18 protein-coding genes and 1 riboswitch are annotated in these 21,657 nt (G+C 72.1%); of the genes, 7 read left to right on the top strand and 11 right to left on the bottom strand.

What is annotated here, in order from left to right; genetic code table 11:
- Positions 1-31 precede the first annotated feature (31 nt).
- The gene (locus tag ACZ592_RS20970) at positions 32-457 is read left to right on the top strand and encodes a winged helix-turn-helix transcriptional regulator (RefSeq protein WP_471583099.1); all 426 of its coding nucleotides are present in this window, start codon (positions 32-34) and stop codon (positions 455-457) included.
- On the opposite strand, the gene ACZ592_RS20965 is transcribed toward ACZ592_RS20970, so the two are convergent.
- Genes ACZ592_RS20965 through ACZ592_RS20955 form a run of 3 tightly spaced genes read right to left on the bottom strand, consistent with a single transcriptional unit; the run spans position 436 to position 3,349 of the window.
- Positions 436-1,431 (bottom strand): GDSL-type esterase/lipase family protein, encoded by a 996-nt coding sequence (locus ACZ592_RS20965; RefSeq protein WP_471583098.1) that lies wholly within the window; start codon positions 1,429-1,431, stop codon positions 436-438. The genes ACZ592_RS20970 and ACZ592_RS20965 overlap by 22 nt on opposite strands.
- Positions 1,428-2,237 (bottom strand): SDR family NAD(P)-dependent oxidoreductase, encoded by an 810-nt coding sequence (locus ACZ592_RS20960; protein WP_471583097.1) that lies wholly within the window; start codon positions 2,235-2,237, stop codon positions 1,428-1,430. The genes ACZ592_RS20965 and ACZ592_RS20960 overlap by 4 nt, the downstream gene beginning before the upstream one ends.
- Positions 2,234-3,349, bottom strand: coding sequence for an LLM class flavin-dependent oxidoreductase (locus ACZ592_RS20955; RefSeq protein WP_471583096.1), 1,116 nt, complete (start codon positions 3,347-3,349; stop codon positions 2,234-2,236). The genes ACZ592_RS20960 and ACZ592_RS20955 overlap by 4 nt, the downstream gene beginning before the upstream one ends.
- A 330-nt stretch (positions 3,350-3,679) precedes the next feature.
- Between ACZ592_RS20955 and ACZ592_RS20950 the strand changes: the two genes are divergently transcribed.
- From ACZ592_RS20950 to ACZ592_RS20935, 4 genes are all read left to right on the top strand, one after another.
- A complete protein-coding gene (locus ACZ592_RS20950) occupies positions 3,680-5,143 on the top strand; it encodes an amino acid permease (protein WP_471583095.1) in 1,464 nt (487 codons plus the stop codon).
- Between the two features lie 10 nt (positions 5,144-5,153).
- The gene (locus ACZ592_RS20945) at positions 5,154-5,609 is read left to right on the top strand and encodes an Lrp/AsnC family transcriptional regulator (protein ID WP_055564807.1); all 456 of its coding nucleotides are present in this window, start codon (positions 5,154-5,156) and stop codon (positions 5,607-5,609) included.
- Positions 5,610-5,860: 251 nt separating this feature from the next.
- Positions 5,861-6,658 carry a carbon-nitrogen hydrolase family protein gene (locus ACZ592_RS20940; protein ID WP_471583094.1) on the top strand — a complete coding sequence of 266 codons (798 nt, stop codon included), beginning with the start codon at positions 5,861-5,863 and terminating at the stop codon, positions 6,656-6,658.
- Positions 6,659-6,731: 73 nt separating this feature from the next.
- Positions 6,732-8,441 (top strand): flavin monoamine oxidase family protein, encoded by a 1,710-nt coding sequence (locus tag ACZ592_RS20935; RefSeq protein ID WP_471583093.1) that lies wholly within the window; start codon positions 6,732-6,734, stop codon positions 8,439-8,441.
- Between the two features lie 23 nt (positions 8,442-8,464).
- Here the strand turns inward: ACZ592_RS20935 and ACZ592_RS20930 are convergent, their stop codons facing one another.
- The 5 genes from ACZ592_RS20930 to ACZ592_RS20910 form a co-directional block, all read right to left on the bottom strand.
- Positions 8,465-9,394, bottom strand: a complete 930-nt coding sequence (locus ACZ592_RS20930) for a TIGR03619 family F420-dependent LLM class oxidoreductase (RefSeq protein ID WP_471583092.1) — start codon at positions 9,392-9,394, stop codon at positions 8,465-8,467.
- 145 nt (positions 9,395-9,539) lie between these two features.
- A complete protein-coding gene (locus tag ACZ592_RS20925; protein WP_471583091.1) occupies positions 9,540-10,244 on the bottom strand; it encodes a DUF5995 family protein in 705 nt (234 codons plus the stop codon).
- A gap of 121 nt (positions 10,245-10,365) precedes the next feature.
- On the bottom strand, positions 10,366-11,607 hold the full coding sequence (locus ACZ592_RS20920; RefSeq protein WP_471583090.1) for a Cmx/CmrA family chloramphenicol efflux MFS transporter: 1,242 nt from the start codon (positions 11,605-11,607) through the stop codon (positions 10,366-10,368).
- Positions 11,608-11,849: 242 nt separating this feature from the next.
- Complete coding sequence (locus ACZ592_RS20915) at positions 11,850-13,244, bottom strand: uracil-xanthine permease family protein (protein WP_471583089.1); 1,395 nt, start codon at positions 13,242-13,244, stop codon at positions 11,850-11,852.
- Positions 13,245-13,383: 139 nt separating this feature from the next.
- Positions 13,384-14,595: an MFS transporter gene (locus ACZ592_RS20910; RefSeq protein ID WP_471583088.1), complete on the bottom strand. Its 1,212-nt coding sequence runs from the start codon at positions 14,593-14,595 to the stop codon at positions 13,384-13,386.
- 98 nt (positions 14,596-14,693) lie between these two features.
- Between ACZ592_RS20910 and ACZ592_RS20905 the strand changes: the two genes are divergently transcribed.
- Complete coding sequence (locus tag ACZ592_RS20905) at positions 14,694-15,860, top strand: ROK family transcriptional regulator (protein ID WP_471583087.1); 1,167 nt, start codon at positions 14,694-14,696, stop codon at positions 15,858-15,860.
- A 74-nt stretch (positions 15,861-15,934) separates the two neighbouring features.
- Here ACZ592_RS20905 and ACZ592_RS20900 read toward each other — a convergent pair whose 3' ends face one another.
- Genes ACZ592_RS20900 through ACZ592_RS20890 form a run of 3 tightly spaced genes read right to left on the bottom strand, consistent with a single transcriptional unit; the run spans position 15,935 to position 19,977 of the window.
- Positions 15,935-16,687, bottom strand: coding sequence for an SDR family oxidoreductase (locus ACZ592_RS20900; RefSeq protein ID WP_471583086.1), 753 nt, complete (start codon positions 16,685-16,687; stop codon positions 15,935-15,937).
- Between the two features lie 18 nt (positions 16,688-16,705).
- The gene (locus ACZ592_RS20895) at positions 16,706-17,599 is read right to left on the bottom strand and encodes an RNA polymerase sigma-70 factor (RefSeq protein WP_471583085.1); all 894 of its coding nucleotides are present in this window, start codon (positions 17,597-17,599) and stop codon (positions 16,706-16,708) included.
- 44 nt (positions 17,600-17,643) lie between these two features.
- The gene (locus tag ACZ592_RS20890) at positions 17,644-19,977 is read right to left on the bottom strand and encodes a chitinase C-terminal domain-containing protein (RefSeq protein WP_471583084.1); all 2,334 of its coding nucleotides are present in this window, start codon (positions 19,975-19,977) and stop codon (positions 17,644-17,646) included.
- A 281-nt stretch (positions 19,978-20,258) separates the two neighbouring features.
- Positions 20,259-20,389: riboswitch (FMN riboswitch) on the top strand.
- Positions 20,390-20,600: 211 nt separating this feature from the next.
- Between ACZ592_RS20890 and ribD the strand changes: the two genes are divergently transcribed.
- Positions 20,601-21,656, top strand: coding sequence for a bifunctional diaminohydroxyphosphoribosylaminopyrimidine deaminase/5-amino-6-(5-phosphoribosylamino)uracil reductase RibD (ribD, locus tag ACZ592_RS20885; protein ID WP_471583494.1), 1,056 nt, complete (start codon positions 20,601-20,603; stop codon positions 21,654-21,656).
- The last annotated feature ends 1 nt before the right edge of the window (position 21,657 follow it).

Raw genomic sequence — 21,657 nt, 5'->3', positions numbered from 1 at the left:
GCGGCGCTCCGCCGCATAAGGAGGCACTTTCATGTCAGCAGGGCACACCGCGGTAACCACCCCGCGGGCCGGCGAGGCCCCGGCCGAGCCGGTGATCAGCTGTGCGACCCCGCAGGACGAGTGCGGGGTGCGGGACGTCCTGGACCGGCTCGGCGACAAGTGGTCGGTGTACGTGGTGGTCGAACTCGCCTCGGGCGTCCTGCGGTTCAAGGAACTGCAGCGCAGGATCCACGGCGGCATCTCGCAGCGCATGCTCACCGTGACCGTGCGCCGCCTGGAGCGCGACGGCCTGGTCAGGCGGACCGTGTACCCGACGATCCCGCCGCAGGTCGAGTACGAGCTGACCGAGATGGGGCACAGCCTCACCCACCTCGTCAAAGCCCTCGCCGACTGGTCCATCGGCCACCGCCCGGCCATCGCCGCCGCCCGCGAGGCCTACGACGAGGCCCAGGTGTGAGACGTCCGCAGTGCTGACGCCACCGCGTCGGCGAGGACCGCGTGCCCCGCGTCGCCCGGGTGGACGCCGTCCACGAGGTGCCCCACGTCCAGCAGTCCGCCGCCCGGCAGCAGGTCGGCGCCCGCGTCCGCGGCGGCCCGCTCCACGGCGGCGCGCAGGTCGGCGAGCGTGGCGCCGAGCGCGTTCGGTGTCGTCTCGGCGTCCGGGCGGAGCACGGGGGAGACGACGAGGAGGGGCACGCCCGGGTGTCCCCGGCGGACCAGGGCCAGGAACGCCCGTGCCGTCTCGTGCAGCAGCCCCACCGAATGCGGCGTGCGCGACCAGCAGTTGGTGCCGAGGGCGATGGTGATCAAGTCGGCGTCCAGCGAGGCGAGTTGCTCGGCGGAGGCGAGCTCTCCGCGTGCCGCGCCCGCATAGCCGAGGTTCACCGATTCCACGCCCAGGGACCGTCCCGCCAGCGCGGGCCACGCCCGATGGGGCCGCGACACCGACCAGCCCTCCACGATCGAGTCGCCGTGGACGAGCCAGCGCGGCCGGCGGGCGGCGGGCGTCAGCGTGCCGCCGACCGGGCGCACCGCGTGCAGGGCGGGCCGCAGGGCTTCGGGGAGGTGCAGGGTGAACTCGCCGTCGGGGTGCGGGAGACGGATCAGGGCCCGGTGTTCGCCGGGGGACGCGGGGGTGTCGAGGACGGCCTCGCCGGGCCGGTCGGCCCGGAGCTGTCGGCCGGACGGGCCCGCCAGGAGCGTGAACACGGCGGGCGCGTCGCGGTGGGCGTCCGTCTCCGAGACGGGTGACGCGGTGTACGCGACCTCCACCGCGCTCACCCCGCGCGCGGTGAACTCCAGCCGCACCCCGGCCGGGAGGCCCGCCCGCTCCCACGTGTCCCCGGGCAGCCGCGCCCGGTCGGCAGGGTCGGCACGCACCACCCGGCCGTCCCCGGTCCACCAGGGCGCGCCCCGCACGAACTCCCTCACCGGGCGCCCCCGACGGTCGGGTACGGGAACTTCACGCCGACCCCGCCGTCCACGACGAGCGTCTGCCCGGTGACGTACGAGGAGAGCGGCGAGGCGAAGAAGAGCAGGGCGCAGGCGATGTCCGAGGTCTCGGCCACCCGGTCCAGCGGGGCGTTGCGGGCGTTGGCCGCGCGGCCCTCCTCGCCGATCAGCCCCGCCACGCGCGGCGTCCAGACGACGCCGGGCGCCACCGCGTTCACCCGTACCCCGCGCGGGCCGTACTCCACCGCAGCCGAGCGGACCAGGGAGATCAGACCCGCCTTGGCCGCTCCGTACGCGGCGTGCAGGGGCGCCGCCGTCAGGCCGGACACCGAGGCGACGAAGACCAGGGGGCCGCCGCCCGCGTTGGCGAGCGCCTCGCCGCCGTACTGGGCCGCGAGCCAGGCGTGCCGCAGGACGAGGGAGAAGTGCCAGTCCCAGGAGGCGTCGTCCAGCTCGCCCAGAGGCGCGTAGCGGGCCATCCCGACGATGTCGACGACACCGCCGACCCCGCCCAACTCCCTTTGTGCGTGGGCGAAGAGGTCCCGCACCTCGTCGCGTCGCGTCACGTCCGCGACGTACGCCGGGCCACCCGTCTCGGCCGCGACCGCCTCGGCGCGGCCCTTGTCGAGGTCGACGCAGAGGACCCGCGCGCCCGCCGCCGTGAGCGCGTGCGCGGTCTGGCGGCCGATGCCGTTGCCCGCGCCGAGCAGGACGAAGGTGCGTCCGTCCAGGCGGTGCAGGGCGGCGTAGTCGGGGACGCGGGAGGTGTCGAGGGGCTCGCTCACGGTGCCGCCCGCCGGGGCCGGTAGGACGCCAGCTCCGGGATGACTTCCTTGCCCAGGATCTCTATCGTGCGCAGGATCTCCTGGTGCTCCAGATAGCCCCACTGGACGTAGCAGATGAGCTGGTCGATGCCGAGGTCGGCGTAGCGCTTGGCCTTGCGGACGACGGTGGCCGCGTCGCCGATCAGGATCATGTCGCCGTCGTCGAACTCCCGGACGGGCACGCTGCCTTCGATGATCGGCGTGAGCAGCGGGAAGGTCCGCCCGCGTTCTTCGGGGGTCAGGTGCGGCAGTTCCCAGTCGAGCGTGAACTGCGCCAGGTTGCGGTACCACCAGGCGACCGAGTCCCAGACGCGCCGGGACGGGCGGTCCGCCACGTGCACCAGCGTGTAGGCGCTGACGCGGTCCGTGGTGACGTCGGTGATCGGCGACGGCGTGCGCGCCGCCGCGCGGTAGGCGGCGACCTGCCGGGCCATCGCGTCGAGTGGCTGCATGATCGAGAAGGAGAGCAGGCCGAGGCCCGCCGCGCCCGCCACCTCGGCCGAACCGGGTGACGTGGCCGCCATCCAGCAGGGCGGATGCGGGTCCTGGACCGGCTTCGGCGTGACCATCCGGCGGGGGAAGGAGAACCGCTCCGACTCGTACGCGAAGTACTCCTCGCGCCACATGCCCGTCACGATCCCGATCGCCTCGCGCCAGTCGGCCCGGGACTGCTCCCGGTCGACGCCGAAGGCCGTCTGTTCCATGGGGGTCGAGCGTCCGGTGCCCCACTCGACGCGGCCCTCGGAGAGGACATCGACGGCCGCCACCTTCTCCGCGATCCGCTGCGGGGGAGTGAAGCCGAAGGGGGTGAGCGTGACGCCGAAGCCGAGGCGGATCCGCTCGGTGAGCGCCGCGAGGTGCCCGAGGAGCACCTCGGGGGCGGGGCAGTGCGAGCGGCCCTCGCGGAAGTGGTGCTCCACCGCCCACACCGTCCGGAAACCGACCCGGTCCGCGAGCCGGATCTGCTCCACGGCCTCGCGGTAGGCGCGCTGCTCGGCGGTGCGCTGACCGCGCGGATGGGGTCCGTCCCAGGGCTTCGGCACGTCGATCTCGTACAGCACATCGAGGTCCATGGCCCGCTGCCTCCCTCTCGACCGGGGTGCGCCTCCGGCTCGACCGGAGTGCACGATGGGGGAGATCTGACGAAGTGTCAATGACGCTCGGGGCGCCTCCGCACGCAACGGACGAAACGGACTGCGCAACGAAGACCCGCCGGACGGGGAAGGACGCAATGATCATGCGGGTCTGCGCAAGGTTGCTGCATTACGTACGTGAACCACGCCTCATAGAGTCATCCGCTGTACGTGGTGTGGCGGGGACCGCCTGCTCGGCGGTTCCCCACCCTGCGTGGGGGCTGCCGCCGGTCCCGCCGCCCTGACCGGCAGCGATGAAGGAGCCAGCGCGTGCTCGACCAAGGCGCACCCCCGCAGAACCGCCCAAGCCCCCCGGGCGGGCCCGGCCTCGGCAGCCGGCTCATGCGCCGCAAGCCGGTCGAACGCCTGGTCGCCGAGGGTGGTCAGGGTGAGGGCGGCTCGCTCAGGCGCTCCCTCGGGATGTGGCAGCTGACCATGATCAGCATCGGTGCCACGCTCGGCACCGGTATCTTCGTCGTCCTCGGCGAGAGTGTCCCCAAGGCCGGACCCGCCGTCACGATCTCCTTCGTGATCGCCGGGCTCACCGCGCTCTTCTCGGCCCTCTCGTACGCCGAGCTCGCCGGCTCCATCCCGGTCGCGGGCTCCTCGTACTCGTACGCGTACGCAACGATGGGCGAACTCGTCGCCTGGGTCTGCGGCTGGTGCCTGGTCCTGGAGTACGGCGTCTCGGTCGCGGCCGTCGCCGTCGGCTGGGGCGAATACCTCAACGAGCTCCTCGACGGGACCATCGGCGTCACCATCCCCGACGTGCTCTCCTCCGCGCCCGGCGAGGGCGGCGTCATCAACCTGCCCGGCCTGATCGTCGTGCTGCTCGCCATGGTGTTCCTGCTCGGCGGCGCCAAGGAGTCGGCGACGGCCAACACGATCATGGTCATCGTGAAGATCGCCGCGCTGGTGCTCTTCTGCACCATCGGCTTCATGGGCTTCAAGTCCGGCAACTACGCGGACTTCATGCCGCTCGGCACGGCCGGCGTCAGCGCCGCCGCCGCGAGCCTCTTCTTCTCCTACATCGGCTTCGACGCCGCCTCCACCGCCGGTGAGGAGGCGAAGAACCCGCAGCGCGACCTGCCCCGCGCGATCATGCTGTCGCTGGTCATCGTCACCGCCCTCTACGTCCTGGTCGCGGCCGTCGCCGTCGGAGCCTGGAACTGGAAGGACTTCGAGGGCTCCGAGGCCACGCTCGCCGCGATCATGAACGACGTCACGGGCAAGAGCCTCTGGGGCACGGTCCTCGCCGCCGGCGCGGTCATCTCCATCGCCTCCGTCGTCCTGACCGTCCTCTACGGCCAGACCCGCGTCCTGTTCGCCATGTCCCGTGACGGCCTGGTCCCCAAGGCCTTCGGCAAGGTCAGCGAGAAGACGGGCACGCCCCGCGTGAACACCGTCATCGTGTCGCTGTTCTGCGCCGCGCTCGCCTCGGTCATCCCGCTAGGCAAGCTCGTCGACGCCACCAGCATCGGCACGCTCTTCGCCTTCGGCCTCGTCAACATCGCCGTGATCGTGCTGCGCAGGACCCGGCCGGACATGCCGCGCACCTTCCGCGTGCCGCTGGGCTGGCTCTTCCCGGTCCTCGGCTTCGGTTTCTGCGCGTACAACATGTTCAGCCTCGACTCGATCACGTGGGTCGTGTTCGGTGTCTGGATGGCCGTCGGCCTCGTGTTCTACTTCCTGTACGGCATGCGCCGCTCCCGATTGGCCACAGCAGAAAAGTGATCCACCCCCCGTGCGACTGAACGATCTCGACGAACGCATCGTGCACGCCCTCGCCGAGGACGCCCGCCGCTCCTACGCCGACATCGGCCAGCTGGTCGGGCTCTCCGCGCCCGCCGTGAAGCGGCGCGTGGACCGGCTGCGGGCCACCGGAGCCATCACCGGCTTCACCGTCCGTGTCGACCCGGCGGCCCTGGGCTGGGAGACCGAGGGGTTCATCGAGATCTACTGTCGCCGCAACACGTCGCCCGAGGCCATCCAGCGCGGCCTCGAGCGCTATCCGGAGATCGCGTCCGCGTCCACCGTCACGGGGGACGCGGACGCGATCGTGCAGGTCTTCGCCGCGGACATGCGGCACTTCGAACGGGTCCTCGAACGGATCGCGGGGGAGCCGTTCGTGGAGCGGACCAAGTCCGTGCTCGTGCTCTCGCCGCTGATGCGGAGATTCTCCTCGGGATCGCCGGCCTAGCCGTTCGACACGGCTCTCCGGACCGCTCTGCCAGGGCCCGCTTCTCCCAGGCCTCGACACCCCTGATACCCCGGCCGCACAACATCGCGGCCCCGTGCGCCCGCCACCGCGCAACGAATCGACGTATCGGGCCCGCCACGCGCAACGGATCGAGCGGCTGCCCGCAACGGTCGCACCTTGTCCGCGCAAGGCCGCCGACCGTACCGTCATACCGACCCCGCCTTCCCCTTCGTACGCCCCGAGGTTCCGCCATGCCTGCGCTGCGCACCGCCCTGCTCCAGAGCTCAGGGCAGCTTGGATCCGTCGCCGAGAACCTCAAGGCGCTGGACACGGCCGCCGGGCGTGCCGCCGAGGCGGGCGCGGGCCTGCTCGTGGCGCCGGAGCTGTTCCTGACCGGGTACGCGATCGGCGACGACATCGCCCGGCTCGCCGAGCCCGCCGACGGCGCGTCCGCGCAGGCCGTCGCCGAGACCGCGGCCCGCCACGGCGTCGGCGTCGTCTACGGCTACCCGGAGCGCGACGGCGACCTCGTCCTCAACTCCGCCCAGCTGATCGGCCAGGACGGGGCCCGCCTCGCGAACTACCGCAAGACCCACCTCTTCGGCGGCTTCGAGCGCGACGCCTTCACCCCGGGCGCGCAGCCGGTCGTCCAGGCCGAGCTGGGCGGCGTCCGCGTCGGCATCATGATCTGCTACGACGTGGAGTTCCCGGAGAACGTCCGCGCGCACGCCCTGGCCGGCACCGACCTCCTGGTCGTCCCGACCGCGCAGATGCACCCCTTCCAGTTCGTCGCCGAGTCCGTCGTGCCGGTGCGCGCCTTCGAGAACCAGATGTACGTCGCGTACGTCAACCGGGTCGGCCCCGAGGGGGAGTTCGAGTTCGTCGGGCTCTCCACGCTGGCCGGGCCCGACGGCGTGGCGCGCGCCCGGGCGGGCCGCGGCGAGGAACTCGTCATCGGTGACGTCGACCCGGAGTTCCTGAGCGCCTCCCGCGCGGCCAACCCCTACCTGCGCGACCGCCGCCCCGGCCTGTACGCGTCCCTCGTCTGACCGCGCCACCCCGCCCGATCCCCCCACCCTGTCTTCCCTGTCTTCCCAGTTCTGCGCAAGGAGTCCGTACCCCATGACGTCCACGGTGCCCACTGCCGTCCAGCACACCGACGCGCAGCCGCCGATCACCATGTTCGGCCCGGACTTCCCCTACGCCTACGACGACTTCCTCGCGCACCCGGCGGGGCTCGGCCAGATACCCGCGACCGAGCACGGCACCGAGGTCGCCGTCATCGGCGGCGGCCTTTCCGGCATCGTCGCCGCGTACGAGCTGATGAAGATGGGCCTCAAGCCCGTCGTCTACGAGGCCGACCAGATCGGCGGCCGGCTGCGCACCGTCGGCTTCGAGGGCTGCGACGCCGAGCTGACCGCCGAGATGGGCGCGATGCGCTTCCCGCCGTCCTCGACGGCGCTGCAGCACTACATCGACCTCGTCGGCCTGAAGACCAAGGCGTTCCCCAACCCGCTCGCCGAGTCGACCCCCTCGACGGTCGTGGACCTCAAGGGCGAGTCGCACTACGCCACCACCGTCGACGATCTGCCGCAGGTCTACCGCGACGTGATGAACGCCTGGAACGCCTGCCTGGAGGAGGGCGCGGACTTCTCCGACATGAACCGCGCCCTGCGCGAGCGCGACGTGCCGAAGATCCGGGAGATCTGGTCGAAGCTCGTCGAGAAGCTCGACAACCAGACCTTCTACGGCTTCCTCTGCGACTCGGAGGCGTTCAAGTCCTTCCGGCACCGCGAGATCTTCGGCCAGGTCGGATTCGGCACGGGCGGCTGGGACACCGACTTCCCGAACTCCATCCTGGAGATCCTGCGCGTCGTCTACACCGAGGCCGACGACCACCACCGCGGCATCGTCGGCGGCAGCCAGCAGCTGCCCCTGCGCCTGTGGGAGCGCGAGCCGCAGAAGATCGTGCACTGGGCGCCCGGCACGTCCCTGCGCTCCCTGCACGAGGAGGGCGCGCCCAAGCCCGCCGTGACCCGCCTCAACCGCACCGCGGGCAACCGCGTCACGGTCACGGACGCCTCCGGCGACATCCGCACCTACCAGGCGGCGATCTTCACCGCCCAGTCCTGGATGCTGCTCTCCAAGATCGACTGTGACGACTCGCTCTTCCCCATCGACCACTGGACGGCGATGGAGCGGACCCACTACATGGAGTCCTCGAAGCTCTTCGTGCCGGTCGACCGGCCCTTCTGGCTGGACGAGGCCGTCGACGACAGGGGCAACCCGACCGGCCGTGACGTCATGTCGATGACGCTCACCGACCGCATGACGCGCGGCACCTACCTGCTCGACGACGGCCCGGACAAGCCCGCCGTCATCTGCCTCTCCTACACCTGGTGCGACGACAGCCTGAAGTGGCTGCCGCTGTCGGCGAACGAGCGCATGGAGGTCATGCTCAAGTCGCTCGGCGAGATCTACCCGAACGTCGACATCAGGAAGCACATCATCGGCAACCCGGTGACCGTCTCCTGGGAGAACGAGCCCTACTTCATGGGCGCCTTCAAGGCGAACCTGCCGGGGCACTACCGCTACCAGCGCCGCCTGTTCACCCACTTCATGCAGGAGCACCTGCCCGAGGACAAGCGCGGCATCTTCCTCGCCGGTGACGACATCTCCTGGACGGCCGGCTGGGCCGAGGGCGCGATCCAGACCGCGCTCAACGCCGTGTGGGGCGTCATGCACCACTTCGGCGGGGCGACCGACACGACCAACCCCGGTCCCGGGGACGTGTACGACGAGATCGCGCCGGTCGAGCTGCCGGAGGACTGACGGCGGCGTGCTGTCCGGGGCGCCTACACCCCGGCGGCCCGCGCCGCCTCGTACACCTCGCCCGCGACGTCCTTCAGTTCCTGCGCGTCGCGGGTGGAGGCGGCGATCTCGACGATGATCTCGTCGATGCCCACCGCCGCGTGCGCCGCGAGGTCCTCGACGATCTGTGCGACATCGCCACGGAAGGGGGCGCGGTCGGGTCCCGCGCAGGCCTTGGGGGAGTACCGGGCGTTGGCCCGCAGGACGCTGCGCACCGGCCGCTCGCGGCCCCGCTCGGCGGCGGCCTCGCGCACCGTGGCCCACTGCTCGGCCAGCGCGTCCGCCCCCGTGGCCACCGGCATCCAGCCGTCGGCGCGGTCCACCAGGCGGCGCAGGGAACGCGGGCTGCTCGCGGGCAGCAGGATCGGGATCGGCCCGGCGGGCTTGGGGCCCACCACGGACGGCGCGATGGTGGTCAGCTCCCCTTCGTACGTCACCGGGTCCGGGCCCCAGACCGCGTGGCAGACGTCGATCAACTCGTCCAGGACCTTGCCGCGCCGCTTGAAGGGGGCGACCGAGGCGGCCGCGTACTCGTCGTGGGACCAGCCCGTGCCGAGGCCCGCGAGGACCCGGCCGCCGCTCGCCGCGTCCAGCGAGGCCAGCGAGCGCGCGAGTTGGAACGGCACGTGCAGCGGGGCGACCAGCACGCTGGTGCCGAGCCCGGCCCGCCGCGTGGCCGCGGCGGCGAGGGTCAGCGTGACCAGCGGGTCGGCCACCGAGCGGTAGTGGTCGGGCCAGGCCAGGCCCGGGACCCCGTAGAGGCCCTGGGTGGCGGGCTCGGGGAAGAGGATCCGCTCGAAGACCCACAGGCTCTCGTAGCCGATGTCCTCGGCCGCCCCGGCCACCGCCGGCACGTCGCGCCCGATGTCGTACTGCCTGGTCTGCGGGAGGCTCAGTCCGAGTCGGGTCGCCATGCCGGTGCTCCTTCGCGTCGGGATCGTTCATTTCAACGTACAACGATCGTGCGCGAGTTCCCCGGGGCGGGCGCGTGCGGGGGCGGCCCGGTGGCCGAAAAGCTGTCCGGGGAGGTGGTGCGGTGGGAGCGGCGCGGGCGGCGCGTCAGTCCGGCAGCGGCGTCAGCAGGATCCGCCCCACCAGGCCCACCGCCCCGTCCAGCCGCTCCCCGAACTCCTGGGCCACACCGGGAAGTTCGCGCAGCGCCCACAGGGCGCGCGCCGACGCCCACGCGCCGTCCCTGGCGCGCTCCAGGCTCCAGGAGCCGGCCAGATGCGTCAGTGGATCGCCGACCTGGAGGAGGTCGGGGCCCGGCATCAGCTCCTCGCGGATGCGTTCCTCCAGCGCCACGAGCGCGTCGCCCACGCGGTCGAACTCGTCCTCCAGATCGGCCGGTTCACAGCCGAGCGCGCGACAGCTGTCGACCAGGGCGAGGGCCAGGTCGTGGCCGATGTGCGCGTTGATGCCCGCGAGCGCGAACTGCAGCGGGCGTACGCCGGGATGGCGGCGGTACTGGAACAGCGGGCGCCAGCAGGCGGGCGGGCGACGCCCGTCGGACGCCGCCTCCACGGCCGTCAGGTAGCGCTCGGCGAAGCGGACGGACAGCGTGATCGCCGTACGGGCATCGGGGAAGGCGCCGCGGCGGACGCGCCGGGCGACCTCCTCGGTCACCGACAGATAGACGCGGTTGAAGACGGCGACCCCGTCGCGAGGCGGCCAGTCGTCGCCGAGCGACCGCATCCGTGTCACCACATGATCGACCCCGTGCGCCGGGGCCCTGAACTCCGCGAACCGCTCCAACTGCGCCATGGGGGCAGGGTCCCAGCCCCGGGCCCGCCCGGACGCCACCGCACCGGACGCTTCCCCGAAACGAGGGAACGGCGGCCGTGCGGGGCGTGATCCGCACGGCCGCCGTCGTCTCCGCGTACGCCTACGGGGTGGTGCGCGGCCTCTCCCGAGCGACGGCCGGGGCCCGGCCCCTTCGTCCAAGACCGAGACCGGGACCGGGACCGGGACCAGAACCGGGACCGAGGCCGAGGCCGTGTGCCACCGTCCCGGTGAGCAGCGCCGCCGACACCAGGAGCGCGCTGAGCCAGAGCGGTGCGCGGTAGCCGAGCCCCGCGGAGAGCACGAGGCCGCCGAGCCACGGGCCGACGGCGGCGCCCACGTTGAACGCGGCCGTGGCGAACCCGCCCGCCAGATGGGGAGCGTCCGCCGCCGCGTACAACGCCTGCGAGATCAGCGTGGACCCGACGCCGAACGACAGCGCCCCCTGGAGGAGGACCAGCAGGACCACCGCCACCGGGTGGGCGGCGCTCACCGCGAGCAGGACCCAGCCGGTGAGCAGCGCGAGTGAGCCGAACACCAGCAGCGGCAGCGGCCGCACGTCCGCGACACGCCCTGCGGCGGCGACGCCGGCGAAGGAGCCGATGCCGAAGAGCGCCAGCATCACCGGCACCCAGGAGGAGCCGAGCCCGGTGACGTGGGTGACCAGCGGTGCCAGATAGGTGAACGTGCAGAACGTCGCGCCGTTCACCAGCGCGCCGAGCAGCAGCGTCACCAGAAGCCGGGGACCGCGCAGCGCGCGCAGCTCACCGGCCACGCCCGGTCCCACCGCGTCGTCCGGCGTTCCCGCGGGCACGGCCCGCGCGACGGCGAACACGGCGGGCAGGGAGAGCAGGGCGACGGCCCAGAACGCCGAGCGCCAGCCCCAGACCTCGCCGAGCAGCGCCCCCGCGGGCACCCCCGCGACACAGGCGACGGTCACGCCGCCGAGCAGCGTGGAGGTCGCCCGCCCCTTGGCGTCGGGCCCGACCAGGCTCGTGGCGGTGACCAGGGCGACGGCGAGGAACCCGGCGTTGGCCAGCGCGCCGACGAATCGGGTCGCGAGCAGCACCGTGAAGCTCGTGGTGAGCGCGCCGACGACATGGACGAGCAGGAAGACGGTCAGGAAGAACAGGAGCGCGCTGCGGCGGGCGAAGCGGCGGCTCAGGGCGGCCGTCAGCGGCGCACCGACGACCATGCCCACGGCGAACGCCGAGGTCAGATGGCCGGCGGCCGGGATCGGCACGGACAGGTCCCGTGCGATGTCCGGGACCAGGCCGGACAGCATGAATTCGGAGGTGCCTTGCGCGAAGACGGCAAGGCCGAGCAGATGGAGGACAAAGGGCACGGCGAGACTCCGCGGTCACGGTGTGGATCGAGACGATCAGGACACGTGAGCGGTGGTCCGGCGGTGGCGGTGCCACGGTCGCGGACGGCTGCGGAAGCGCAGCGAGAGCGTCAGTGCGAGCGCACGAAAGGCCACCGGACGACCGGTGGCCGGAGTCTGTCGGACTCGGGGCTGGACATGATGCGCACCTTAAGAGGTGGACGCGCACCACGTCCAGCCGCTGGGGCGGCCGCTCTTGTTTCCTAGCGTTCCCGCCGCGCCGCGTCCTCTTCGTCGTACGTCGACGTGCCCGAATCCAGCAGCGGTTCCTGGGACTTGAGGTGCGGCGGGGCGAAGGCCCGCAGGACGTGGTAGCCGGTGATGACCACGATCGTGCCGAGCGCGATGCCGCTCAGCTCGAAGTTGTCGGAGATCTTCAGCGAGACGCCGCCGACGCCGATGATGATGCCCGCGGCGGCCGGGACGAGGTTCAGCGGATTGCGCAGATCCACCTTGGCGTTGATCCAGATCTGGGCGCCGAGCAGGCCGATCATGCCGTACAGGATGACGGTGATGCCGCCGAGCACGCCGCCCGGGATCGCGGCGACCACCGCGCCGAACTTGGGGCAGAGCCCGAAGAGCAGCGCGAAGCAGGCCGCCGCCCAGTAGGCGGCCGTCGAGTAGACGCGGGTCGCCGCCATCACGCCGATGTTCTCGGAGTACGTCGTGTTGGGCGGGCCGCCGAGGGCCGTGGAGAGCATGGAGGCGGCGCCGTCGGCGGAGATCGCCGTGCCGAGCTTGCCGTCGAGGTTGTCGCCGGTCATCTCGCCGACGGCCTTCACGTGCCCGGCGTTCTCGGCGACGAGCGCGATGACGACGGGCAGCGCCACGAGGATCGCCGACCACTCGAAGCTCGGCGCGTGGAAGGAGGGCAGCCCGATCCAGTCGGCGTGTCCCACGGCGGACAGGTCAAGGCGCCAGTGGTCGACGACCTTGCCCGAGGCGTCCGCCGCGTGGATCTTGCCGAAGATCTGGTCGAACGCCCAGGAGATGCCGTACCCGAAGATCAGGCCGAGGAAGATCGCGATGCGGGACCAGAAGCCCCGCAGGCAGACCACGGCCAATCCGGTGAACAGCATGACCAGGAGCGCCGTCCACTGGTCCTGCGGCCAGTACGTCGACGCGGTGACCGGCGCGAGGTTGAAGCCGATCAGCATGACGACCGCGCCGGTGACGATCGGCGGCATCGCGGCATGGATGATCCGTGCCCCGAACTTCTGCACCGCGAGCCCCACCAGGAACAGCGCGGCACCGACCACGAAGACCGCGCCGGTCACCGTCGCGCTGGAACCGCCCTGGGCGCGGATGACGGCGGCGACGCCCACGAAGGAGAGCGAGCAGCCGAGGTAGCTGGGCACCCGGCCGCGGGTGGCGAGCAGGAAGATGGCGGTGGCGACGCCCGACATCATGATGGCCAGATTCGGATCGAGGCCCATGAGGACCGGCGCCACGAAGGACGCCCCGAACATCGCCACCACGTGCTGTGCGCCGAGCCCGAAGGTCCGCGGCCAGGAGAGCCGCTCGTCGGGCCGGACCACGGCCCCCGGGGCGGGGGTGCGTCCGTCCCCGTGGAGTTTCCAGCGCACGCCGAGATCCATGGTGAGTGTCGCTTTCTGTGCGCCGGACCGGACCGTGTGCGTGGCCCGAAATGATCGACGCCATGTTAATGCGACGTAAGTGCGACTTCTCTCCGGTACGGGCCGGCCGCCCCCGGGTCGGGACGGTCGGCCCGGGGGATCAGGACCTCGGTCCGGGCGCCGCCGCGTCCTTCGGCGCGGCCTGTGCCGCCTTGCGGCCGTCCGTGCGCAGGACGCCGGCGAAGACCATGAGGCCGCAGGCGAGCAGCGTCACCAGGCCGAAGGAGGTCACCAGGCTCGTCGCCTGCGCCAGCGCGCCGATCGCCGACGGGGCGATCAGGCTCGACGTGTACGTGATGGTGGCGACGCCCGCGATGGCCTGGCTGGGATTGGGGCCGCTGCGCCCCGCGGAGGCGAAGGCGAGCGGGACCACGACCGCGATGCCGAGGCCCATCAGCGCGAAGCCGCCCATGGCCATCACCGGGTGCGAGGCGAGGACCACCAGGAGTCCGCCGAGCACCGCGAGCGCGCCGCCGGCCCGCACCGTGCGCACCGAGCCGAACCGGTCGACCACCGCGTCGCCCGCGAGCCGCGCGATGGCCATGGTGAGCGTGAACCCGGTGGTGGACGCGGCGGCGACACCGGCCGACGTGTCCAGGACGTCCCGCAGATAGACCGCGGACCAGTCCAGGCTCGCACCCTCCGCGAAGACCGCGCAGAAGCCGACGGCGCCGATGAGCAGCGCCGACTTGGGCGGCAGCGAGAACCGCGGCGGCGCCTCCTCCTCCGGCTCCGCCTGTACGTCGAGCACGCCCTGGCAGACGGTGAGTCCGGTCGCGGTGAGCACCACGGCGGCGAGCACGTGGTGCAGGCGGGCGTCCGAGCCCAGATGAGCGGCGACCGTGCCCGCCGCGGAGCCGATCAGGGCGCCGACGCTCCACATGCCGTGCAGGCCCGACATGATCGACTTCCGCATGAGGGTCTCGGTCTCCACGCCGATCGCGTTCATCGTCACGTCGGACATGCCCGAGGTCGCGCCGTACACGAAGAGCGCGAGGCAGAGCGCCGGCAGGTTGGGCGCCAGTGACGGCAGGACGAGGGCGAGCGTCCACATCGCGAGCAGCCCGCGCAGCGCGGTGCGGGCGCCGAAGCGGTGGCTGATCCGGCTCGCCAGCGGCATCGCGACGGAGGCGCCGACCGCGGGAAAGGCGAGGGCGAGGCCCAGCATGCCCGCGCTGACGTCGGCGTGGTCCTGGATCCAGGGCACGCGCGTCGCGAAGGATCCCGCGACCGCGCCGTGCACGCAGAACACGGTCGCCACCGCGATCCGCGCCCGCCTCAGTCGGTGCTTGTCGTAGACCACTTCACTCATTGTCGTTCGCCCCTCCCGACGGCCGGCTCGCTACGGCGACGTAAACTATCAGGAACCCTGCCTGATAAATAGAAGAGTTTCTGTGGGAGGATCCGGTCATGCCTGTCTCGCCCGCCTCACCGAGTACCGCCCGGGTCATCAACGACCGGCTGGCGCTGGGGCTCCTGCAGAGCGAAGGACCCCTGACCGCCACCCAGTTGAAGCAGCTCACGGGCCTGTCGCGGCCCTCGGTGGCCGACCTCGTCGAGCGGCTGCAGGGCTCCGGACTCATCACCGTCGTCGGGGAGGCGGGTGCCCGGCGGCGCGGCCCGAACGCCCGGCTCTACGGGATAGTCGCCGACCGGGCGCACCTCGCCGCCCTCGACGTGCGCACCGAGAGCGTCTCCGTCGTCGTGACCGACCTGCTCGGCGCGGTGCTCGCGGAGGCCTCCGCGCCCATCGGGGGCGACACCGCCCCCGCCGTCGAGCGCGCCGTCGCCCTCGTCGAGCGCACGGCCCGCCAGGGCGGCGTCCAGCGGCTGCACACCGTCGGCATCGGCGCCCCCGGCCTCATCGACCCCGCCACCGGCGACCTGCACGACACGTCCTCGCTCCCCGCCTGGCACCGCAGGCTGGCCGGGACCCTCCAGGAGCGGCTCGGCGCCCGGATCCTGGTGGAGAACGAGACCAACCTCGCCGCCCGCGCCGAACAGCGCGACGGCGCCGCGCACGACCGGGACACCTTCGTACTGCTCTGGCTCGGCGACGGCGTCGGCGCCGCCGTCGTGCTCGACGGCGTGCTGCGCAGGGGGGCGTCGGGCGGCACCGGCGAGATCGGCTTCCTGCCCGTGCCGGGCACCGGATCGCTGCCCTCCGCCACCGGGTGCGACGGCGGCTTCCACTCGCTGGCCTGCGCCGCCGCACTGCGGGACCTGGGGGAGGAGCACGGGATCCTGAAGCCCGGCATGTCGGCGGCCGGCCTGGTGCGGCACGCGGTCGACAACGGCGAGGGCGGCTTCCTGGACGCCGTCGCGGGCCGGATCGCCGTCGGGGCCGCCGCGATGGTCGCGATCCTCGACCCCGGCTGTGTCGTGCTCGGCGGCGAGGTGGGCCGCGCGGGCGGCACCGATCTCGCCGCCCGCGTCACCGACCGCGTCAACGCCATGACGCCGCTGCGCACCGAGGTCAGGGCCTGCACGCTCGGCGGTGCCGCGGTGCTGCGCGGCGCGCTGCTCGCCGCGCGGGACGCGGCGCAGGACGAGCTCTTCGGGCCGCGGGGGCACTGAGCGCGGCGGGGCCGGGAGCGGGGGCCGCCCGACAGGCGTCCGTGGGCGAGTGCGGGGCGGGGCCGAAGCGGGGACTAAGGCTGGTACCGGCCGCCCGACCGCACCGTCAGATACTCCTCGAACGTGCCCTTGCCCACGGCCCGTCCGGGTGTCAGATGGCCGCCGGCCCGTGCGGCGCGGTACGTCCGGCCCGCGAGCCGCACCGGCAGCAGCCTGCGCCGCTTGCCGCTCGCCCGCAGGTACACGCGGGCCAGCTCGGGGAAGGTGCGGACCTCGGGCCCTCCCATGTCGTCGACCCGGCCCGCCGGGGGCCCTGCCGCCAACTCGGCCAGGCGGTCGGCCACTTCGGCGACCTCGATCGGCTGATCGCTCACTCCCGCGGGCAGCAGCATGACCGGGAGCTTCGCCGAGACCTCCATGATCTGCAGGACCAGATCGTGGAACTGGGTGGTCCGCAGCACGGTCCAGCCGAGCCCGGACTCCTGGACCAGCCGCTCCACGGCGAGCTTCGACTTGTAGTAGCCGAGCGGCACCCGGTCGATGCCGACGATCGAGATGTAGACCAGATGTCCGACGCCGGCCTTCCGCGCCGCCCCGATCAGGTTCCTCGCCGCCTGCTCGTCGCCGCCGCGCGGGCTGGTCGCGCAGTGCACGATCACGTCCACGCCCGACACCGCCGCGTCCAGGCCCGTGCCCTCGCGCAGATCGACGGCGTAGGGCGGGGTGTGGCGGCTGAGCACCCGCACCTCGTGTCCGTCCGTGCGCAACCGCTCGGTCACGAGGCGGCCCAGGGTTCCGGTGCCGCCGGTCACCAGGATCGTGCTCATCACAAGGCTCCTTCGCCGTCACGCCGCGGCGAGCTGGCGCTCCACGAACACCAGCTTCTCCGGGTTGACCACCGACCGTACCCCGCTGACCACCCCGTCGCCGCCCTCGAACGAGGCGACGGCCGTCAGCCGGCCGGCCGCGCGCAGCACCACCGCCGGCGCCCCGTTGACCTCGGCGTACGAGACGTCCGTGGCCGCCCTGAACCTCTCCATGACGCCGAGCAGGAACCGCAGCACGTTCTCCCGCCCGAGGATCGGCGTGCGGGCCGCGGCGACCTTGCCGCCGCCGTCGCCCCACCACGTCACGTCCCTGGCGAGTATCTTCTCCAGGCCCGCGACGTCACCCTCGCGGGCGGCGGCGATGAACGCCTCCACGAAACGCTGCCGCAGCCGGTGCCCCGGCTCGAAGCGGGACCGGGCCTCGCCGACCGCGCGGGCCGCCCTGCGGTAGAGCTGGCGGGAGTTGGCCTCGCTCGCGTCGAGGACGTCCGCGATCTCCCGGTGGCTGTACGCGAACGCCTCCCGCAGCACGTACACCGCGCGCTCCTGGGGCGTGAGCCGTTCCAGGAGGACGAGCAGCGCCATGGAGACCGCGTCCCGCTGCTCCGCCGACTCCAGCGGCCCGAGCGTGCCGCCGGACGTGATCACCGGCTCGGGCAGCCAGGTCCCCACGTACTGCTCGCGCCGGGCGCGGGCCGAGGTCAGCCTGGTCAGGCAGAGGTTCGTGACGGTCTTCGCGAGCCAGGCGGCGGGCCGCGCGATGTCCGCGCGCCGCGCGTCGTTCCAGCGCAGGTACGCGTCCTGCACGGCGTCCTCGGCCTCCTGCGCGGAGCCGAGTATCCGGTAGGCCAGGCCGAACATCCGGGGGCGGTGCGACTCGAACTCCTCGGCCAGTGCCGTTGCGGTGCTCACGCCCCCAGGGTGCCAAATCCCGCGGGCGTGAGCACGGATGACGGTCAGCAGGCGCCGAGATCCTGCCAAACCCCCCACGTGCCGCCCGCGCCGGGCTCATCGCCCTTCGTCCACCACTTGGCCTTCCAGGTGTGCGCCTTGTGGGAGACGGTCGTCCCCGAGCCGTACTCGGAGCCCGCGCCCCACGCGGGGGCGGTGCACGTGCCGGGCGCCGGCGGGTCGGTCGGGTCCGGCGGGTCGGTGGGACCGGTGCCGGTGCCCGGCTCGACGACCGTGGTGCCGCGCGCCAGGTCGCCGGCGAGCGCGTACGTCGTGCCGCTGATGTTCACCGTCCAGTTCCACGGCGTGGACACCGGCAGGTAGTAGTTGAAGGAGAGGTCCACGGAGGCGCCGGGGGCCAGCGACTGCCAGGCAGGCAGCTTCAGCGAGACCCGGTGGAAGTCACCCTTCAGACCGCCGGCGTTGCTGCCGGTGTGGTCGCTGCTGATCACCTTCGTGCCGAAGCCGGACTGGTCGGAGGCGTTGGCCGGGGCCGCGGTGGAGTAGTCGAACTGGAACTCCGTGCCGCCGGGCAGCGCCGTCTTCGTGTTGTTGGTGATCTTCACCTTCGGCGTGATCGGGTAGTTGGAGTCGCCCAGCTTGAAGTCGCCGAACTCCACGCCGATGTTCACGGCCTTGGCGGGCAGTTCCTTGTTCGAGACCTTCGCGCCGTAGGGCTTGGCCGCCTTGAACTTGTCGTACATCAGAGAGGTGAGCGTGTCGCCCGTCTCGTACTGCCCCTTGCCGGCGTTCCAGCGGTAGTCGCCCGCCATCTCCCAGATCATCGTGCCGCCGATGCCCCGGTCGACCACGTAGTCGGCCTTCTTCGCCACCGACTCCTCGTCCTCGGTGGACAGGAAGACCTTCTTGTCCGCGTTCCACAGCCACGGCGCGACCAGCGAGGAGCTGTACTTGCGGGCGTAGGTGCCGGTGAGCTTGGTGTCCGCGGGGAAGCCGTACTTCGTGACGTAGTCGCCGACGATCCCCTTCTCCAGGTTCTTGGCGTGCCACATCGGGTTGGAACCCGCCGGGGACTCCTTGCCGTTGTCGTCCTTGTCGTGCCAGAGGTTGTCGATGCCGACCGCGCCGTCACCGCACTTGGTCAGGCCCGAGCCGGCCGGGCAGCTGGTGGCGGCCGCCTTGCCCCACAGGCCGTCGGTGCCGCCCTGCACGTTCTTGAAGCCGCGGGTGTAGTACGGCAGGCCGATGTTGATGCGGCCGGCCGGCATCGAGCCGCGGAAGTAGTGGTAGGCCCAGTCGGTGTTGAGATAGCCGATGCCGCCGTACTGGGAGCTGCCGTACACGTTCGCGGCCGCGAGCTCCGCGTCCTTGCCGTCGTCGAAGAGCGAGGCGTTGGGGCCGACGTACTCGTTCCAGGCGCCGTGCAGGTCGTAGGACATGATGTTGACGTAGTCCAGGTACTTCTGGACCTGGAAGGTCTCCATGCCGCGCAGCAGATAGCCGGACGAGGGGGCCGCCACGGTCAGCATGTAGTGCTTGCCGTCGGCCGCGCCCGCCCGGTCCAGCTTCTCGCGCAGGGACTTCATCAGTGCCGCGTAGCCCTTGACCAGGCCCGCGCGGCGGGCGTTGGAGATCGAGTAGTCGAGCGGGTTGCCCGCGTCCTTCATCGTGGTCGGGTACTCGTAGTCGATGTCGACGCCGTTGAAGCCGTACTTCTTGATGAAGGAGACCGCGGAGTCCGCGAAGGTGTCGATGCCCGCCTGGTTGACCGAGCCGTCCGCGTTGGTGGCCATCGAGTAGAAGCCGCCGGAGTTCACGCGCTTGCCGTCGTCACCGAAGTAGCCGCCGGTCTCGGCCCAGCCGCCCACGGATATCAGCGTCTTGACGTCCGGGTGCTGTTTCTTGAACTTGTTGAGCACATTGAAGTGGCCCTTGTAGGGCAGCGCCGGGTCCATCTCGGCGCCCGCGACGCCGGGCCAGGTCATTCCGGTGGCGGCGTTCTTCTCGCCGTCGGAGCCGACGGAGAGCTTGTTGTCCTTGTCGATGTGCGCGAAGGCGTAGTTGATGTGGGTGATCTTGTCCCACGGGATGTCCTTGGCGAGGTAGGCGGGCTCGCCGTTCTTGCCGGTGCGCCAGCCGGTGAAGTAGCCGATGGTGCGGCGCTGGTGGTCGGCGCCCATCTTCTCGCGGCCGTCGCTGTCATAGACGGAGCAGTAGGGGACGTTGACGCCGGGGGTCTGGTAGAGGCCGTCGGGCCGACAGGAGGCGTCGTCGGCGGCGGCCTGCGAGGTGCCGCCGGAGACCAGGCCGAGCAGTAGTCCGGCGAGGGCGGTGCCGGCGGCGAGCAGTGTGGGTCTCGCGCGGGTCAGGGACGTCAAGGGGGGCCTCCTGGTCGGTGCGGAACACGTGCGGGGCGGAACAACACAACAGGCAGTGATGTGAATCGTTCCGGGGCCCGGCGTGCGCACGCCATCGGCTCCGGCTCCTCCGAGGTGACGCAGAGATTAAGAGGACTAGACCAGTGAGTCAATAGGTCTGGACCAAGTTGGTTGAACGGTTGGTTGAACGGTTGGTTGAACGGTGCGTCTGTGAGCCAGGCCACAGCAGGTTGCCCGTATGGCCCACGATCAGCCGTGGCACACTGGCCTCGTACCAGAAGCAGCGCACTCCGGGGTCGGTGTAATTCCGAACCGGCGGTTACAGTCCGCGACCCGGTCGCCTCCAGCGGCCGGTTGACCAGGTGAAATTCCTGGACCGACGGTGAAAGTCCGGATGGGAGGCAGTGCGCGGCGGGCGGGCATCTTTGCACGCCGCCGTAATGGCTTGTTCCTGGCATTCCCAGGGACGGTTCCTGGGAGTTCCCGGGACAGGTGTCATCCGGCGTCGGCGTTGCCGCGGATGTCGTCGTCCGTACGTTCTGTCGTCATCGACAGCGCCCCGGAGTTCGTGCCCGAAGAGGCAGGAGAACCCGGTGGCCACCGCCGTAGCCGAAGCAGCCGCCATGCGGCGCGCGCTCGAGCTCGCCGCGCTCGGTATCGGAGCCACGAGCCCCAATCCGGTCGTCGGCTGCGTCATCCTCGACGCCGCCGGCGAGAGCGTCGGCGAGGGCTGGCACCGGCGCGCGGGCGGCCCGCACGCCGAGGTCGAGGCGCTCCGCGAGGCCGGTGAACGGGCCCGCGGCGGCACCGCCCTCGTCACCCTCGAACCCTGCAACCACACCGGCCGCACCGGCCCCTGCGCGCAGGCCCTCATCGACGCGGGGATCGCCCGCGTCGTCTACGCCGTCGGCGACCCCGACCCCACCGCGACCGGTGGCGCGCAGACCCTGCGCGCGGCCGGGATCTCCGTGGCGCAGGGGCTGTGCGAGGACGCGGCCGCCGAGGGGAACGCCGCCTGGCTGACCTCCGTACGGCTCGGCCGCCCCCACGTCACCTGGAAGTACGCCGCGACCCTGGACGGCCGCACGGCCGCCGCCGACGGCACGAGCCGCTGGATCACCTCCGCCGGGGCCCGCGCCGACGTGCACCGGCTGCGCGCCGCGTGCGACGCAGTCGTCGTCGGTTCAGGCACCCAGCGCGCCGACGACCCGCACCTCGCCGTGCGGGGCATCGACGGCGCCGTGCAGCCGCTGCGCGTCGTCGTCGACACGAACGGCACCGCCGTCACACCGGGCGCCCGCGTCCTGGACGACGCGGCGCCGACCTTGATCGCCGTCGCCGACGACGTGACGACCGCCCACCAGGCCGAGACCGTGCGCCTCCCGCGCGCGAAGCACGGCCTCGACATCGCCGCCCTCCTCGACGCGCTCCACGCGCGCGGGGTGCGATCCGTCCTCCTCGAAGGCGGCCCGACGCTCGCCGGAGCCTTCGTCGCCGCCGGCGCCGTCGACCGCGTCGTCGGCTACCTCGCGCCCGTCCTGCTCGGCGCGGGCCCCGCCGCCCTGGCAGGCGGCGGAATCACCACGATCACCCAAGCGTTGCGGCTCGACGTGAGCGAGACCGTCCGTATCGGCCCCGACCTGCGCATCACCGCGACCCTCGTAGCGAAGGAGCACTGAA

This window comes from Streptomyces sp. NPDC040622, from assembly GCF_055593965.1.
This window is presented reverse-complemented; position numbering and strand designations above follow the sequence as displayed.